Here is a 14955-nt window from a genome sequence, read left to right on the forward strand (position 1 = left end):
GGGGACGGGACCTTCGGCCCTGACCGCGGGCGGGCGGTGCGAGCAAGTCTGGAATTCCAGGGAAATCCAGGGGGCGACGTCATGAGCATCAGAAGAATGCGGCTGTGGGTGCTCATGCCGCTGCGTCGGCTGGGCTTCGGCAGGAGTCCGCTGCGTCGCCGTTCGGACCGCATCGAGATCGCACTGCTCTGGTGCGCGCTGATCGCGGCGCTGGTGATGCTGCCGGTCTCCGGCGCGGCCGGGACGGGCATCTCGCATTCGCTCGAGTCCTCGTCCGCCCACCGCCGCGCCGTCCTGCACGACGTACCGGCACTGACCCTGCAGGCCACCGAGAGCGCGCTCCCGGACACACCGGGGAGCCCGCTGACGCTCACGCAAGTGTCGTACGTCGACCCGCAGGGCGTCGCCCGGACCGGAATGGCGAGCGTGGTGATCGGTACTCCGGCCGGTGCCGCCCTGACGGTCTGGCTCGACAGCGCCGGGAACATCGTGTCCACGCCGCGATCGCCGTCCGACAACGAGGCGTTCGGCACGCTGGCCGGGTTCCTCGTCGCCGGCGGCTCGTGGCTGCTGCTGTGGGGCCTGTTCCGGCTGGCCCGCGTCCCGCTGGACCGCGGCCGGGTCCGGGCGTGGGACGCCGACTGGTACGCCGTCGCTCCCCGCTGACGGCAGGAACGACTACGGAGGAGCCATGGACAACGAGTACGTCGTACCGGCTGACGCGGCGCTGGATCCGGCCGCGGTCGGGGTGAAGGTCGCGCGGCTCGCGGAGTTGGCGCAGGCCGGGATCCGGGTGCCGGAGGGGTTCGCGGTGACGGCGGCGGCGTACCGCGAGTTCGTCGAGGCGGGCCGGCTGGAGCCGGCGATCGCGCGGGCGATCCGCAGGTACCGGAACGGACGCGACCTGGTCGTGGCCGCGGCCGAGGTACGGTCGGCGTTCGTCGAGGAGTCGTTGCCGCCGGACGTGGTGGACGCCGTCGTTGCGGCCTATCGGCGACTCGGCGGCGACGGGACCGAGGTCGCCGTCCGGTGCAGCCCGCGGACCGCGGCCGACGGCGTACAGGACGAGGTGTTCCTGCATCTGATCACCGTGCAGGACGTCCTCGCGGCCTGCCGGCGGTGCTTCGCGTCGCTGTTCAACACTGTTGCTGTCGGCAACCGTGAGGCGATGGCGGTCGACCATCACCAGGTCGCGATGCCGGTCCTCGTCCAGCGCATGGTGCACTCCGATCTCGGCGGCTCCGGGACCGCCCGTGGCGAGAACACGTTCGTCCGGATCCGCGCATCCTGGGGCCTCGGCGAGCCGCCGCCGCCCGGTGCCGACCAGTACTCCGTGCACCCGGGAGCGCGCCCGATGATCGTCAAGCACCACGGCGACAAGCCGACCAAGAACGTGTACGCCGAGCCTCGGGGGACGCAGGCCGTACCCACGACACCGGCCGAGCGGGCAGGCCTCGTACTGACCGACGCCGAACTGGAGGAGCTTGCCCGCTGGTCGGTCACGGCCGACCAGCACTTCCGCCGCCCGATGACGCTCGAATGGGCGAAGGACGGGCTGTCCGGAAAGCTCTACCTGCTGGAGGTCCGGCTGGGCGTCGCCCCGGAGGTGGCGGTCCCGGTGCCCGGCAGTACGGGACGTTTGGCCCTGCCGGGAGCGTGACGAACGGCGGACTGTAGAGGGTGAGGGGGCAGACTCATGGAGAAGCCTGCGGCAGGCGATCGACGGACGGCCTGAAGGAAATCCTCGTCCAGCAGCCGAGCGACTGAAAGGAACCCTGGCATGAACGACTACATCCTCGTCGGCGTGGACGGCAGCCCCGAGGCGCAGCTCGCGTTGCGCTGGGCCCTGGACGCGGCCGAGCGCCGCGGCCTCCCGGTCCGGGTGCTCCGGGCGTACCAGAACGACCTGGACCGGTGGCCGGTGATCGGGATGGCCGGGTACGTGCCGCCGCCGCTGCAGGTGGAGCCGTTCCAGGAGGAGCTGGACGAGGCGGTCCGGATCGCGCGGAACCGGCTCGGGCGGGATCGCGTGAGCGGCGTACTCATGGACCTGGATCCGGCGCACGCGCTCCTCGGGGAGGCCGGCGGGGCCGCGCTGGTCGTGGTCGGGACGACATCGCCGAACAAGATGTCGGCGGTGCTCCTCGGTTCGGTCGCGACCGCGGTCACCGCCAAGGCGCCTTGCCCGGTGGTCGTGGTGCGCGGCGACCGGCGGACCGGGCCGATCGTGGTCGGGACCGACGGTTCGGTCGACTCCGAGCAGGCGCTGGCGTTCGCGTTCGAGGAGGCGGCCCACACCGGGGCCGCGCTCGAGGTCGTGTACTGCTGGCCGGCGCGGACGGACTTCGCGGAGTCGGCCACCGACACCGAGAAGCTGCTGCAGGACTGGCTGGCCGAGAGCGTCGCGCCGTACCGGGAGAAGTACCCGGCGGTGAAGGTGCACGTGGCGGTCCTCGACGGTCGTCCGCGAACCCGTCTGATCGCGCTGTCCGAGACCGCGTCACTGACGGTGGTCGGGTCGCGCGGCCGCGGCGGCGTGAAGGGTCTGCTGCTCGGCTCGGTCAGTCAGAGCCTGCTCCACCACGCGAACTCGCCGGTGGCGATCGCCGGTCGGCACGAGGAGTCATGATGCGTCATTTCCTGGTGGTCGCCGACGTGATGACGAAGAGCGTCGTCACGGTCACCTCGGACTCGCCGTACAAGGCGGTCGCCGCGGTCCTCGCCGAGCATCACATCAGCGCCGTACCGGTACGGCGTCCGGACGGCCGGATCGCCGGGGTGGTGTCCGAGACCGACCTGCTGCTCAAGGAGGAGAAGCACCGGCCGGGTCTGCTGCACCGGCACGCGCGGGCCAAGGCCGACGCGCTGACGGCGGGGGAGCTGATGACGAGCCCGGCGGTCACGATTGAGGGCGGCTGCACGCTGGACGAGGCCGCCCGGTTGATGGTCGCCCGCGACATCGACCGCCTGGTCGTGATGGACGGCGACGAGCTGGCCGGCATCGTCAGCCGCTCCGACCTGCTCAGCGCGTACCTCGCCTCCGACGGGGAACTGCTCACCCGGATCCACCGCGACGTCCTCGACCGGCACCTGTGGGAGGACCCGCGGGCGGTGGAGGTCGCCGTCCAGGAAGGCGTGGTGACGCTGACGGGACAGGTCGAACGGCGGAGTACGGCGGTGACGGCCGATCACCTGGTCGCGGCGGTGGACGGCGTCGTCGCCGTACTCAACAAGCTGACGTGGAAGCTCGACGACACGACGCGCGCCCCGGGAGGGATCTTCTACTAGGTCTCCGGGTGGTGGATCACCGCGACCGGGCAGTGCGAGTGGTGCAGCAGGCCGCGGGCGACCGAACCCATCCGGAGCTCGGAGAACGCCGTCCGGCCGAGGCCACCGACCACCACCAGATCCGCGTCCTGGGACTCGCGGGCCAGGACGAGGACGGGATGGTCGATGACCCCGTGACTGTCGACGCTGACGTCCGGGTGCTTCTCGGCCCAGCCCTCGAGGGTCTGGGCGAGCAGCTCGTCAGCGGTCTCGATCCAGGGGCGGGCCGGGTCGAACCAGCTGTTCGGGTCCGGATACGTCTCGCGGACCTCGATCGCGTGGACGCCGATCAGCTGCGCACCGGTCGCCTCGGCGAGTTCGAACCCGTACCGCAGCGCGTCCTGCCCCTCGACGGACCCGTCGATGCCGACCACGAGCCGGTGGTGCGCCGGCGCCAGCGGGTCCCAGGTGTCCGGTACGACGATCAGCGGCACCTTGGTGGCGAGCGCCGTACACACCTGCGACGTGGACCCGAGGACCAGCTCGGCGAACCCGCCCATGCCGCGCCGGCCGATCACCAGCGCCTGCGCGTCCTCGGACAGCTGGAGCAGCACCTGCGCCGGGTGGCCCTGCCGGACCTCGAGTGACGCGGTCGTGAACCCGAGCCGGTCGAGCTCGTCGAGTGCGTCATCCAGTACCTCGGAGCCGTCGTCGACGCCGTCGATCGGCGTACCGGCCGGTAGCTGGTGCTGGTCGTCCACGACGTACACCGCGTGCAGCGGTGCCTTGAGGAGCGTGGCGTACGACGCTGCCCAGGTGAGTGCGATCAGACCGTCACGGGATCCGTCGATCCCGACCAGTACCGGCAGTTGGTTCGTCATGACGCCTCCTTGGTGCACCTCCAGTCAACGCGCGCGGCGCCGCTCCCGGGCAGGGGCGAAAGGTCCCTGCCGACCGCGCTGAAGGTCCCGGTGTTCCCTACGTCCCGGCCGGACGGGGCCGTTCTGCTCGGCCGGATGGGGTCGGAACGGCTCTGACCGGCGGCGCCCGCAGCACAACACCGCACCGGCGGCAGGATCTCCCGGCCCCGGTGATGGAGCCGGGCGGTGATCGGCGGCCGATCATCACCACGGCGGCCGGGCGAGCGCTGGCGGTACTGCGGATTGCCTACGGGCTGACGTTCTTGTGGGCGTTCTTCGACAAGCTGTTCGGTCTCGGCTACTCGACGAAGTCGGGGCAGGCCTGGATCAACGGCACGGATGTGACGGCGGGGTTCTTGAAGGGTTCGACCGGGCCGATGAGTGGCTTCTATCATTCGCTGGCCGGTGACTGGTGGGACACTCCGCTGTTCATGGTCGGGCTGGCGGGTATCGGGCTGGCGTTGACGCTCGGTGTCGGGATGCGGATCGCGGCGGCCGGCGGTGTACTGCTGTACCTGCTGATGTGGTCGTCGAACCTGCCGCCGACGACGAACCCGGTGCTGGACGACCACTGGTAGCGGATGCTGGAGGCGACGGTCGGGGTGGTGCCGGCGTAGAAGGGGATGGTCATGCCGATCAAGGTGTTTCTGCTCGACGATCATGAGGTGGTGCGGTTGGGGCTGCATCAGTTGCTGGATGCGGAGCCGGACATCGAGGTGGTGGGGGATGCGGGGACGGCTGCGGAGGCGATCGCGCGGGTTCCTGCTGTGCGTCCGGACGTGGCGGTGCTGGATGTGCGGCTTCCGGATGGGGACGGGGTGTCGGTGTGCCGGGAGATTCGGTCGGGGATGGTGGATCCGCCGGCGTGTTTGATGTTGACGTCGTACTCGGATGATGAGGCTCTGTTTACCGCGATCATGGCTGGTGCGGCGGGGTACCTGCTGAAGCAGATCAACGGCCAGGCGCTGCTCGATGCGGTGCGTCGTCTCGCGGCGGGGGAGTCGTTGATCGATCCGAGTATGACCGCGAAGGTGTTGGAGCGGTTGCGGCATCCGGCGGAGGTGGAGGATCCGCGGTTTGCGTCGCTGACCGAGCAGGAGCGGCGGATTTTGGCGGAGATTGCGGCGGGTAAGACGAATCGGCAGATTGCGCAGTCGTTGTATCTGGCCGAGAAGACGGTGAAGAACTATGTCTCCTCGCTGCTGCGCAAGCTCGATGTCGAACGTCGTACCGAAGCGGCCGTCTACGCCATCGAACACGAGAAACGTCAGCGTCGGTAACCCTGTGGTGGATAGCATTCGGGGATGGTCATCCCGCCGTTCGACACCGTGCTGATCAACGGAAGCGTCGGGACCGGGAAGACAACTACCGCCGAGGGACTCGGTGACGAGTTGGAGCGGCGGGGGATCCCTGGCGCGGTCATCGACGTCGACTGGCTGAGTCGAGCGTGGCCGGCGCCTGCCGGCGATCCGTTCCAGGCGGGGCTGGCATGGGAGAACATGCAGGCGATCGCGTCGAACTTCCGGCGCGGGGGTGCACGTGTGATCGTTGTGGCCGGCGTCGTAGAAACCGTCGACGACCTGCGGCGTACTGCGGCTGCTCTTGGCTCCGACCGTTTGCTGCATGTTCGACTGATGGCCGGGTCCGAGGTGGTCCTGTCGCGACTGACGCGCCGGCACGACGACGATGAGGCGGCCCTGGAGTGGCACGCCCAACGTCATCCCGTGCTGGCAGGCATTCTCGATCAAGCCGGCTTCACCGACGACCTCCTCATCGACACCACAGCCAAGAGCACCGCCGAGGTCGTGCAGGAGATCTTCACGACATTCGTCGCCGCGAGCCGCTGAGCAAGCTGGACCGTCAGTCTGTGGGGGCTCGGAGTTCTACTACGGTGCCTCGCGGGGTGTTGACAGTCACCTGGACGGTGCCGCCCAGGGACTTGGCGCGTTCGGTGAGGTTGCGGAGGCCGCTGCGGCGGGTGGTGTCGCCGATGCCGACGCCGTCGTCGGCGATCCGGGTGATCACGTGCCCGTCGGCGACGGTGACTTCGACGGTGGCTTCGGTTGCTTGGGCGTGGCGGACGACGTTCGACAAGGACTCGCGGATGGTGGCGAGGACCTGTGGGCGGACGAGGGCCGGTACGACGGTGTCGACGGGGCCGGAGCAGATGAGCCGGGCGCGGAAGCCGAGCGGTTCGGTGTACTCGTCGACGAGCTGCTGGATGTCGGAGCGCAACGAGGTGGTGTCGGCGGGGCGTTGGAGTTCGAAGATGGCGGCGCGGAGGTCGTGAATGGTGGCGTCGATGTCGGCGACGGCTTGCGCGAGCCGGGGCTGGTGTTCGGGGCGGAGCAGGCGGTGCATGCCCTGCAGTTGCAGGCCGGTCGCGAACAGGCGCTGGATGACGAGGTCGTGCAGGTCCCGGGCGATCCGGTCGCGATCGCCGAGGACGGCCAGCAGGTCGCGGTCGCGTTGCGCCTGAGCGCGTTCGAGTACGAGTGTCACCTGGCCGGCGAACATCCGGACCAGGTCCGTGCCGTCGGTCAGGCTGTTCGACCCGCGCTGTGACGCCACCACGAGAAGCCCGCCGGTCCCGGTGCGCCCGGCCGGGAGCGGCGCCATCGTCGTACGCCCGAGCTGCTCGCCCTCAGGAACACCCGCAGAGTCCTTGAGCAGATCGGCAAGGTCCTCGATCACGACCTGCTGATCCTCGTCGAGCACCCGCCGGAGGACCGGCAGATCGGCCGGAACACGGCTGCCGAGGAAGCGCTGGAATTCCGGCGGTCCGTCGAGTGCTCGTACGACGAGCTCGGGCCCCTCGGTGAGCAGTACGGCGGCGACGTCGGTGCCGGACACCTCGCGGGCGCGCCGGGCGATTAGTTGCAGTACTTCGTCGGGGTCGAATTCGCCGAGCATGAGCTGGGTGATCTCGGCGGTGACTTCGTGCCAGCGGCGGCGTTGTTCGGTGTCGGCGTAGAGCCGGGCGTTGTCGATCACGATGCCGGCGGCGGCGGCCAGTGCGGTGACTGTTCGTTCGTCGTCCTCGGTGAAGTCGGCGCCGCCGGTTTTTTCGGTGAGGTACAGGTTTCCGAAGACCTGGTCGCGGGTGCGGACGGGGACGCCGAGGAAGCTTTTCATTGGTGGGTGGTTTGCCGGGAAGCCGTATGAGCCGGGGTGTTCGGCGAGGTCGTGGAGCCGGATCGGTTCGGGGTGTTCGATCAGGAGGCCGAGGATGCCGTGGCCTTCGGGGTAGGGGCCGATCGCGGCGATCTGCTCGTCGGTCACGCCGCGGGTGAGGAACCGGACGAGCCGGCGCCCGTCGGGTGCGAGGACGCCGAGGGCGCCGTACCGTGCGTCGGCCAGCTCGCAGGCGGCGGCGATGATCCGGTCCAGGGTGCTGTTGAGGTCGAGGTCGGCGCCGATCCCGACGACGGCGTCGAGGAGCGCGCGTAGTCGTTCCTGTGAGGTCATGATGTCGTCGATGCGTTCGAGCAGTTCCCGCAACAGGGCGTCCAGACGTACCCGGGAGAGGCCGCCGAACTCCAGCGCGCCCTCGTCCCAGCCCCCAGCGCCTGACCGTGTGCCATCAGCCACGCCCCAAACGATACGGAACGCCACAGTCGGTGGGAACCGAGCCGCCTCAGTGCGTGTACGCCGGATACCCGCAGCGGATGATCAGCTGCGGCCAGGCATGGCGCCCGAGCGCGGTCCGGAGCCGAACGCGGAGGTCGGGGTATTCGAGCGCTTGGTTGAGGAACGACGCGACCAGCTCGTGAGACGTTGCCGTGAGCAACATCCGCTGCAGAGCCAGGCCGGCCCGGAGCCAGGCGTGGCTGTCCTCCACCGGTGTGGTCAGGACCGCGATCGACGCCCTGGCCTCGAAGGACGCGTGCCCACGATCCGGTACGTCGAACAGGTCGCGGACCAGCGCGCCGCCGCCGGCATCCGGAAGCACGGCCTCGGGGACGCCGTCTCGGCGGGCGATCCACTGCTGGCGTTCGTGCAGCCGGTCCTGGTCGTGGAGTTCGCGTTCGTCGGCCAGGTGCAGGAGGCGGGCGAGCTGGGGACGCCGCTCGTCGTCGAGCCAGTCGAGGTCGGCGCGTTCGGCGCGGGCCGCGGCGGTGAGTTCGTGGCGCAGTTCAGGCGGGATCGGTACGGCGCGGAGCGGCCCGCGGTCCGTGGGCCGCCGGGTGATTTCGCAGTACAGCGCGCTGAGGCCGGGGACCGGGGCGCGGCGGCCGCCGAGGAAGATCCGCAGCGCGACGGCCGGGCGGGCCGGATCGGGTTCGAGCGCGAGCGTGGTCTGGTGGCCGAGCAGGGCGGCGGCCACCCGCAGGTTGAACGCCGCGGCACCGAGCCCGATCCGGCTCATCCGCCCGCCCGGGTCGGCGGCGGGGAAGGCACGCTCGGAATCCCGCAGTACGTCGATCACCGGGCCGTGGATCTCGAACCGCCAGGGCCGGCTGTTGTGCATCGACGGCGCGTGCGAGGCGGCGGCGAGCAGGATGCCGACCTCGTCCTGCGTCAGGTACTGCGTGGTGCTCATGGCCGAAGGGTCCCGCCCGGGGCCGCGGGCCCGATACCGCCGAACGGTCCCGTGCGGATGGGTCTTTCGGCCCTTGAACCGGTTCGCGCCGATACCGGACAGTAGAGGAATCCGGCGAGCTGGTCGGATGGCGGCGGGGGGGGCATGCCGAGGGGTGTGTTTCCACCAGCCACGGGTGCCGTGCGGCCAACCTCGCATCCCGCACGGCACACCGGCCCCTGTCCGGTGGGCCTTCGGAGACTTCTCAGGCACGCCCTGGTGTCGCTGCGTACACTTTCGGTGGCGGTCGCGACGGGGAGGTTGCCGATGCTCGGGGTTTCGTTGTTGGCAGGGTGGCTGCCGCTCGTTGCCTCGATTCTGACTGTCGTGATCCTCCTGCTGGCCATCGGCTGGCGTGACCAGCGGTGGCGGTTCCGCTGGCTTCCGGCCGCCGCCGCGTTCGCGGTGGTGGCGACGCTGATTCTGAAGAGTCAGAGCGCGACCCTGTTCGGGATCACGGACCCGCTGCCGGCGAGCGTGTGGATCTGGCTGGGCGTCGGGATCGGGGCCGTGCTGGTGCTGATCGTGGGCTGGCGCTCAGCCGGCTGGTGGCGCCGCGGTGCCGCGGTGCTCGCGATCGTGCTCGCCGCGTTCGTCTGCGCGAACGGCGTGAACCAGTTCGTCGGCTACTACCCGACGATCGGCGCCGTTTGGAACGATTGGACCCACACCCCGCTCCCGGGCGTCACCTCGATCGGTACCGTCCGCACCCACCCGCCGACCGGCGCACACGTCCTGCCCGAGGGCAAGCTGGTCGCCGTCACGATCCCGGCGACGTACTCCGGGTTCCAGCACCGCGAGGAGTACGTCTACCTCCCGCCGGCCTGGTTCCGTGGGCCCGCGTACCGCCGTACCGTCCCCGTCGTCGAGCTGGTCGGCGGGGAGCGCGGCGGTCCGGCCGACTGGGTACGGCTCGGCAACGCCGTCCAGATCGCGAACTCGTACGCCGCCCAGCACCAAGGCAACGCCCCGATCCTGGTCTTCGTCGACGCGACCGGCGGGTTCTCGAACGACACCGAGTGCGTGAACGGCCCGCGCGGCCAGGCCGAGGACCACCTGGTCCGCGACGTGCCGCAGTACATCGAGAAGACCTTTGGCGCCTCCAACGACCCGAACCGCTGGGGCGTCGCCGGCTTCTCGATGGGCGGTACCTGCGCGCTCGGCCTGGTCGTCGAGCATCCGAACGTGTTCCGGCACTTCGTCGACATCTCCGGCGACCTGACCCCGAACAGCGGCCCCCCGCAGCAGACCCTGGCGGACCTGTTCGGCGGCTCGACGAAGGACCGCGCGCTGCACGACCCGATGACCGTGATGCGGACGCACGGGCCGTACACCGGGGTGACGGGCCTGTTCCTGGTCAGCAACACCGAGACGATCCACCGCCGCGAGGCGGGCGACCTGTTGCGGGCGGCCGCCCGCGTCGGCATCGAGACTCAGCTCATCGTGTCACCCGGCAGCCACGTCTGGCAGTTCGCGGCACCGGCGTTCACCCAGGCGTTCCCCTGGTTCGTCAACCAGCTGACACCGAACGTGCCGCACAACGTCCCGGCCTAGGTGGTGTCTGGCAATTCCCCGCCTACTGCGGGGCACCCGGCACGGCACCTCGCCGCACGGGTGCAAAGGCCACGATGCTCCGCATCGAGACCTTCGCCCCCGCGCGCCGAGCTACCGCACCGGGCACCTCCTCGCTACGGCGCGGAATCACCAGACACCACCTAACGCGTGTGCGGCCGGTGCCCCGGCTCCTGACGCGGCATCTTCTGCACCGTCGGGATCACCGGTGCCGGCAGGGTCGCGACCTCCTGCTGCTCCAGCTCGAACTGCGCGACCGTGTCCTCGAACGTCGGGATTCCCTTCGGGTACGGGCGTTTGCCGGTGAAACGCAGCGCTGATGTCAGGTCGCCGACCGTGGCTCGCCGCCATGCGCTGATGTTCGGCTCCCGCACGCCGAAACGCCGTTCGAGGAACTTCAGCGTCGACGTGTGGTCGAAGACCTCGCTGCACACCCAGCCGCCCTGGCTGAACGGCGAGACGACGATCGTCGGGACGCGGAAGCCTAGCCCGATCGGCCCGGCGATACCACCCGCGGACGCGGGCAGCGGCGACACGGTGACGTACTCGTCGGGCGTGCCCGGTGGCGGGACCGGCGGGGCGACGTGGTCGAACCGGCCGTCGTTCTCGTCGTACGTGATCACGAACATCGTCTTCTGCCACACCTCGGGCGTGGACGCGAGCGCGTCGAGGATCGTCGCGATGTACTCCGCGCCGCCGGCGACCAGGTTGTTCGGGCCCTCGGCGCCCTCGGGCAGGCCGTACACGTTCGGCAGGTACTGCGCGTCGAGCCAGGTGACCGACGGCAGCTCGTCGCGCCGGATGACGTCCGCGACCATCGACGGGGAGTACCTGACCATGCCGTTGTCGTACAGCGGGTCGCCGGGCTTGGCCTCGGCGAAGTTCTTGAACCAGCCGTGGCCGGTGTCGTACGGGTTCGCCGTGAAGTACTTCCAGCTGACCCCGGCACGCTGCAGGCGTTCCGGGTACGTCGTCCACGTGTAGAGCTGCTTCGGCGCCGAGCTGTCCAGCACCGGGCCGTTGCCGAGACCGTGCGGGTCGAGGGTGCCGCTCATCGCCATCACCCGGTTCGGGTGGGTCGGGCCCATGACCGAGCAGTGGTAGTTGTCGCAGACCGTGAACGCGTCGGCGAGCGCGTAGTGGAACGGCAGGTCCTCACGGGTCAGGTACCCCATCGTGAACGGCCCGTGCGCGCCGTCGCTCGCGGTGTGCTCGACGACCCAGTTGTCCATCGCGCCGTTGTTCCACGACTTGTGCTGGACGTCCCACGCGTGGCCGGTGCCGTACGCTTTCGCGGAGTTCGTGGTCTTGGTGTTCTGCCGGAACGGCAGCAGGTACCCGTCCGGGTGGTTCGGGTCCGGCTGGCGGAACACCGACTCGCCGGACGGCAGCCGCATCGCGGTCGGGTCGTCGAACCCGCGGACCCCGCGCAGCGAGCCGAAGTAGTGGTCGAACGACCGGTTCTCCTGCATCAGGAAGATGACGTGCTCGATCTGCCGGATCGACCGGAGTTCCTGGGCGGGCGCGGCGAGCGCCTTCTGCATCGACGACGGCAACGCGGCCAGCGACGCGGCCCCGGCGGCCGCGCCGAGCAGCCGCCTGCGGGTGATTCCGTGTGACTCCACTGTGGTCCTCTCCTCACCGCGGCCGGGCGGCCGCCGACCGCCTCAGCAAAGCCCGCGCGCGGCGCCCTGCGATGGAAGAGGACCTGCAGTCCGGGTGAACACTCCCGAGCCCCCGGGTAGCCTCCGCTCAGCCGGATCTCAGCAAAGGACCAGGGCCGGCGCCGGCCGGCCCTGGGGTGGTGGCGTGTCCTACTCGGCGAGTTTGGCTATCGCCTGGGCCCAGAGGAAGTACTTGTTGGTGCCGAGGTCGCGGACGGTGACGATGTTGAACGCGGCCTTGAGGTGCTCGGCGTCGCCGTCGCTCACGCCCTGCAGCGCCGCGACCGGCGCATCGGCGAGGTCCTCGAACGATTTCCCTTCGTACGCCTTGTCCAGCTTTGCGTCGATAGCGGACATGCCGGCGTCCTTTCTCTCGGTACGGAATGTGGTTTCACGGTAGCGGCATCCGGCCGACCGAGGTCAAGCTTGACGCGGTTGTTGATTCCGAGAAGGCATACCGACAGCATGAAGAAGAGGACAGAGTGATGCTTGATCCTGTCGTGGGTAAAGGTCCGCTGACCGACACCGATCGCTTCATCTTCGAGTCGTGGGGCTACTTCGTGATTCCCGGCGTCCTGAGCAAGGACGAGGCCGCCGAGGCGTACGACGTGTCGCAGCGGCTGCACGAGAGCCGGGACCGCGAGTTCGGCCAGCTCGGCCGGACGTACGAGAGCGAGCCGGTGCTCGAGCGGCTGATCGACCACCCCGACGTACTCCCGAAGGTGCAGGGGCTGCTCGGCGACCGCTTCGTTCTCCAGGCCGGCTGGAACACCATGCAGCCGGCGCACGCGGGCAACGGCGGCTGGCATCAGGACGGTTCGTCCGCGTTCGACTTCAAGGACCTGGGCTATCCCGTCCCGTTGCTCCAGCTCCGCGTCTCGTACCTGCTCACCGACCAGACCGTCCCGGGGATGGGCAACATGGAGCTGATCCCCGGCAGCCACCGCTCACGCGTCGAACTGCCCGAGTCGATCCGCGCGAACAAGGAGGACATCGCGATCGGCCACGTCATCTGCGCCGAGGCCGGCGCCGCGCTGGTGTTCCACAACGGTGTGTGGCACCGGACCTTCCGGCACGACGGCGACCGTGACCGGTTCACCACCCACTACGTCTACAGCCCGCCGTGGGTCCGTGCGGCCGACCGGTTCGGCAACGACCCCGAGTTCCTCGAGCGCACCACCCCGTTGCGGCGCGCGCTGATGGGCGAGTTCAGCCGGCCCGACGCGCCGTTCGGCGCGAACTACGAACCGCTCCCGATCTGACCTTTGCGCACCGGCCTCTCGGGCTCCCGAGAGGCCGGTGTGTCACTCCGGCTTGCGGCCCCAGGCGGTGATCATCGGCGCGAGCATCAGATCCAGGTCCCCGCGGGCGAGGTTCGCCAGATGCGTCTCGATCTCCTCGGCTGTCGCGAGTTCGGCGGCGAGGAGCTGGTCGCGGACGTGCTGCAGCGTCGACGCCTCCAGATCCGCGCACGCGCGCGCCGCGATCGGGAAGTACGCCTCGGCGCCGACCTCCGCCAACCCGGCTTCCCGCAGTACCCGGGGGAGCGTCCGGCCGTACGCCAGGTCCGCGCCGCGCTCGGCCATCAGCGACCGCATCCGGGCCCGCAGCCGATTCGCCAGTACTTCGTCAGGTCCGCGCTCGTCCGGGCAGGCGAGCGGCTGCAACGCCGGATCGCCGTCCTCGATCACCAGCAACCCGCCGGGCCTCAGCGCATCGACCATCGTCCGCAGCGCGGTCGCCCGATCCTTCAGGTGAACCAGCACCAGCCGGGCATGAATCAGGTCGAACGTCTCCGTCGGCGGCGGATCCTGCAGTACGTCGTGCCGCCGTACCTCGAGCACGCCACCGGCCGCGGCTTCGGCCCACGACACGTCGATGTCCGTCGCGAGGACCCGCCCGCTCGCCCCGACCCGCTCGGCCAGCCCGCGCGGTACCGACACCCCGCCGGCGCCGACCTCCCAGCACCGCCAGCCTTCGCCGACCCCGAGGTCGTCGAAGTGCCGGAACGTCCACGGGTCGAACAGCTGCGCGAGTGCCACGAACCGGTCGCCGGCCTCGGGCCGACGGTTGTCGAGCAGATAACGGTTCACCTCTCCAGCATGGCAGCCCTTCGCGGCCCAGTCCCCGTGACGAACACCTCAGACGGTGCCGGTGCGGAACGCCCGCGGCGACATCCCGACCCGGGAGGTGAACAGCCGGGTGAAGTACGCCGGGTCGTCGTACCCGACCCGCTTGGCGACCGCCGCGACCGGCAGGTCCTCCTCCGCGAGCAGGACCTTCGCACTGCTGAGCCGAGTCGCGAGGACCAGCTCGTGCGGCGTCGACCCGGTGGTACGGCGTACCGCCTCGCGCAGCTGGTCGACCGTGAGACCGAGCGCGCCGGCGTACCCCTTGATGCTCATCGGTGTGCAGGCGATCGCGGCGAGCTGGGCGGCCACGCCGTCGCTGGGTGGCACCGACGCCTGCGCGATCAGGTCGAACAGAGCAGCAGCGGTCTGTACGGCGTTGTGCTCCGTACTGACCCGCAGCAGCCGGGTGAAGGCCCGGCCGACCGGGCGCGGATCGCGGTAGTGGCAGATCGGCTGGTCCGCGTCGAGGTGCCCGAGGGCGGTCAGCGCTTCCGCGGCCGGACCGCCGAACAGGGTCCAGGCCTGCCGCCAACGGGTCGCCGGCAGGTAGCTGTGCAGGACTCCGGCGTGCAGCCTGAGCATCACCGGCGCGCGGACCTCGTGAAGCCTCCGGTCCGGGCCGTAGAGCAACTGGCCGGTCCCTTCGGTGAGCCACACCAGTGCGTGTGCGCCGAGCGCGCGCTCGTACGTCTGCCCGGGACCGTTCTCCTTCTCGCCGGCGCCCAGACAGTTGAGTCCAAGTTTCCGCTCGGTCGCGCTGGGGGTCAGGTAGATCGACCAGGTCCGCATGCCGACAAGAGTCCAACAAGTCGCCGACA

The 14955-nt window shown here is 70.0% G+C and carries 16 protein-coding genes; 9 read left to right on the top strand and 7 right to left on the bottom strand.

Going from position 1 to position 14955, the window contains the following annotated elements; translation table 11 throughout:
- The first annotated feature begins 81 nt into the window (after positions 1 to 81).
- The 4 genes from ACXJJ3_RS41370 (at position 82) to ACXJJ3_RS41385 (ending at position 3288) form a co-directional block, all read left to right on the top strand.
- Positions 82 to 666, top strand: coding sequence for an Rv1733c family protein (locus ACXJJ3_RS41370; protein ID WP_458167544.1), 585 nt, complete (start codon positions 82 to 84; stop codon positions 664 to 666).
- 25 nt (positions 667 to 691) lie between these two features.
- On the top strand, positions 692 to 1660 hold the full coding sequence (locus ACXJJ3_RS41375; RefSeq protein WP_458167545.1) for a PEP/pyruvate-binding domain-containing protein: 969 nt from the start codon (positions 692 to 694) through the stop codon (positions 1658 to 1660).
- 120 nt (positions 1661 to 1780) lie between these two features.
- The gene (locus ACXJJ3_RS41380) at positions 1781 to 2629 is read left to right on the top strand and encodes a universal stress protein (RefSeq protein WP_458167546.1); all 849 of its coding nucleotides are present in this window, start codon (positions 1781 to 1783) and stop codon (positions 2627 to 2629) included.
- The gene (locus ACXJJ3_RS41385; RefSeq protein WP_458167547.1) at positions 2626 to 3288 is read left to right on the top strand and encodes a CBS domain-containing protein; all 663 of its coding nucleotides are present in this window, start codon (positions 2626 to 2628) and stop codon (positions 3286 to 3288) included. The genes ACXJJ3_RS41380 and ACXJJ3_RS41385 overlap by 4 nt, the downstream gene beginning before the upstream one ends.
- On the opposite strand, the gene ACXJJ3_RS41390 is transcribed toward ACXJJ3_RS41385, so the two are convergent.
- On the bottom strand, positions 3285 to 4148 hold the full coding sequence (locus ACXJJ3_RS41390) for a universal stress protein (protein ID WP_458167548.1): 864 nt from the start codon (positions 4146 to 4148) through the stop codon (positions 3285 to 3287). The genes ACXJJ3_RS41385 and ACXJJ3_RS41390 overlap by 4 nt on opposite strands.
- Before the next feature lie 209 nt (positions 4149 to 4357).
- On the opposite strand from ACXJJ3_RS41390, the gene ACXJJ3_RS41395 reads away from it, so the two are divergent.
- Genes ACXJJ3_RS41395 through ACXJJ3_RS41405 form a run of 3 tightly spaced genes read left to right on the top strand, consistent with a single transcriptional unit; the run spans position 4358 to position 6034 of the window.
- Positions 4358 to 4765, top strand: coding sequence for a hypothetical protein (locus ACXJJ3_RS41395; RefSeq protein WP_458167549.1), 408 nt, complete (start codon positions 4358 to 4360; stop codon positions 4763 to 4765).
- A gap of 51 nt (positions 4766 to 4816) precedes the next feature.
- Positions 4817 to 5467, top strand: a complete 651-nt coding sequence (locus ACXJJ3_RS41400) for a response regulator (RefSeq protein WP_458167550.1) — start codon at positions 4817 to 4819, stop codon at positions 5465 to 5467.
- Between the two features lie 24 nt (positions 5468 to 5491).
- Positions 5492 to 6034, top strand: coding sequence for a hypothetical protein (locus ACXJJ3_RS41405; RefSeq protein ID WP_458167551.1), 543 nt, complete (start codon positions 5492 to 5494; stop codon positions 6032 to 6034).
- Positions 6035 to 6047: 13 nt separating this feature from the next.
- Here ACXJJ3_RS41405 and ACXJJ3_RS41410 read toward each other — a convergent pair whose 3' ends face one another.
- Positions 6048 to 7778 carry a GAF domain-containing protein gene (locus ACXJJ3_RS41410; protein ID WP_458167552.1) on the bottom strand — a complete coding sequence of 577 codons (1731 nt, stop codon included), beginning with the start codon at positions 7776 to 7778 and terminating at the stop codon, positions 6048 to 6050.
- Between the two features lie 46 nt (positions 7779 to 7824).
- Complete coding sequence (locus tag ACXJJ3_RS41415) at positions 7825 to 8730, bottom strand: Acg family FMN-binding oxidoreductase (RefSeq protein ID WP_458167554.1); 906 nt, start codon at positions 8728 to 8730, stop codon at positions 7825 to 7827.
- 279 nt (positions 8731 to 9009) lie between these two features.
- Here ACXJJ3_RS41415 and ACXJJ3_RS41420 point away from each other — a divergent pair, with 279 nt between their 5' ends.
- Positions 9010 to 10323: an alpha/beta hydrolase gene (locus ACXJJ3_RS41420; RefSeq protein WP_458167556.1), complete on the top strand. Its 1314-nt coding sequence runs from the start codon at positions 9010 to 9012 to the stop codon at positions 10321 to 10323.
- Positions 10324 to 10484: 161 nt separating this feature from the next.
- Here ACXJJ3_RS41420 and ACXJJ3_RS41425 read toward each other — a convergent pair whose 3' ends face one another.
- The gene (locus ACXJJ3_RS41425; RefSeq protein WP_458167557.1) at positions 10485 to 11966 is read right to left on the bottom strand and encodes an alkaline phosphatase family protein; all 1482 of its coding nucleotides are present in this window, start codon (positions 11964 to 11966) and stop codon (positions 10485 to 10487) included.
- Between the two features lie 189 nt (positions 11967 to 12155).
- Positions 12156 to 12362, bottom strand: coding sequence for a hypothetical protein (locus ACXJJ3_RS41430; RefSeq protein WP_458167558.1), 207 nt, complete (start codon positions 12360 to 12362; stop codon positions 12156 to 12158).
- A gap of 128 nt (positions 12363 to 12490) precedes the next feature.
- Between ACXJJ3_RS41430 and ACXJJ3_RS41435 the strand changes: the two genes are divergently transcribed.
- Positions 12491 to 13267, top strand: coding sequence for a phytanoyl-CoA dioxygenase family protein (locus ACXJJ3_RS41435; protein ID WP_458167560.1), 777 nt, complete (start codon positions 12491 to 12493; stop codon positions 13265 to 13267).
- A 42-nt stretch (positions 13268 to 13309) separates the two neighbouring features.
- Here the strand turns inward: ACXJJ3_RS41435 and ACXJJ3_RS41440 are convergent, their stop codons facing one another.
- Positions 13310 to 14098, bottom strand: a complete 789-nt coding sequence (locus ACXJJ3_RS41440; RefSeq protein ID WP_458167561.1) for a methyltransferase domain-containing protein — start codon at positions 14096 to 14098, stop codon at positions 13310 to 13312.
- A 48-nt stretch (positions 14099 to 14146) separates the two neighbouring features.
- Complete coding sequence (locus ACXJJ3_RS41445) at positions 14147 to 14926, bottom strand: helix-turn-helix domain-containing protein (protein ID WP_458167562.1); 780 nt, start codon at positions 14924 to 14926, stop codon at positions 14147 to 14149.
- Positions 14927 to 14955 lie beyond the last annotated feature (29 nt).

The sequence above is a fragment of the Kribbella sp. WER1 genome (assembly GCF_054189145.1).

What these genes read in the sequence shown, in the direction of transcription:
- ACXJJ3_RS41370 (WP_458167544.1), top strand. Translation starts at nt 82, where the DNA reads ATGAGCATCAGAAGAATGCGGCTGTGGGTGCTCATGCCGCTGCGTCGG.
- ACXJJ3_RS41375 (WP_458167545.1), top strand. Translation starts at nt 692, where the DNA reads ATGGACAACGAGTACGTCGTACCGGCTGACGCGGCGCTGGATCCGGCC.
- ACXJJ3_RS41380 (WP_458167546.1), top strand. Translation starts at nt 1,781, where the DNA reads ATGAACGACTACATCCTCGTCGGCGTGGACGGCAGCCCCGAGGCGCAG.
- ACXJJ3_RS41385 (WP_458167547.1), top strand. Translation starts at nt 2,626, where the DNA reads ATGATGCGTCATTTCCTGGTGGTCGCCGACGTGATGACGAAGAGCGTC.
- ACXJJ3_RS41390 (WP_458167548.1), bottom strand. Translation starts at nt 4,148, where the DNA reads ATGACGAACCAACTGCCGGTACTGGTCGGGATCGACGGATCCCGTGAC.
- ACXJJ3_RS41400 (WP_458167550.1), top strand. Translation starts at nt 4,817, where the DNA reads ATGCCGATCAAGGTGTTTCTGCTCGACGATCATGAGGTGGTGCGGTTG.
- ACXJJ3_RS41405 (WP_458167551.1), top strand. Translation starts at nt 5,492, where the DNA reads ATGGTCATCCCGCCGTTCGACACCGTGCTGATCAACGGAAGCGTCGGG.
- ACXJJ3_RS41415 (WP_458167554.1), bottom strand. Translation starts at nt 8,730, where the DNA reads ATGAGCACCACGCAGTACCTGACGCAGGACGAGGTCGGCATCCTGCTC.
- ACXJJ3_RS41430 (WP_458167558.1), bottom strand. Translation starts at nt 12,362, where the DNA reads ATGTCCGCTATCGACGCAAAGCTGGACAAGGCGTACGAAGGGAAATCG.
- ACXJJ3_RS41435 (WP_458167560.1), top strand. Translation starts at nt 12,491, where the DNA reads ATGCTTGATCCTGTCGTGGGTAAAGGTCCGCTGACCGACACCGATCGC.
- ACXJJ3_RS41445 (WP_458167562.1), bottom strand. Translation starts at nt 14,926, where the DNA reads ATGCGGACCTGGTCGATCTACCTGACCCCCAGCGCGACCGAGCGGAAA.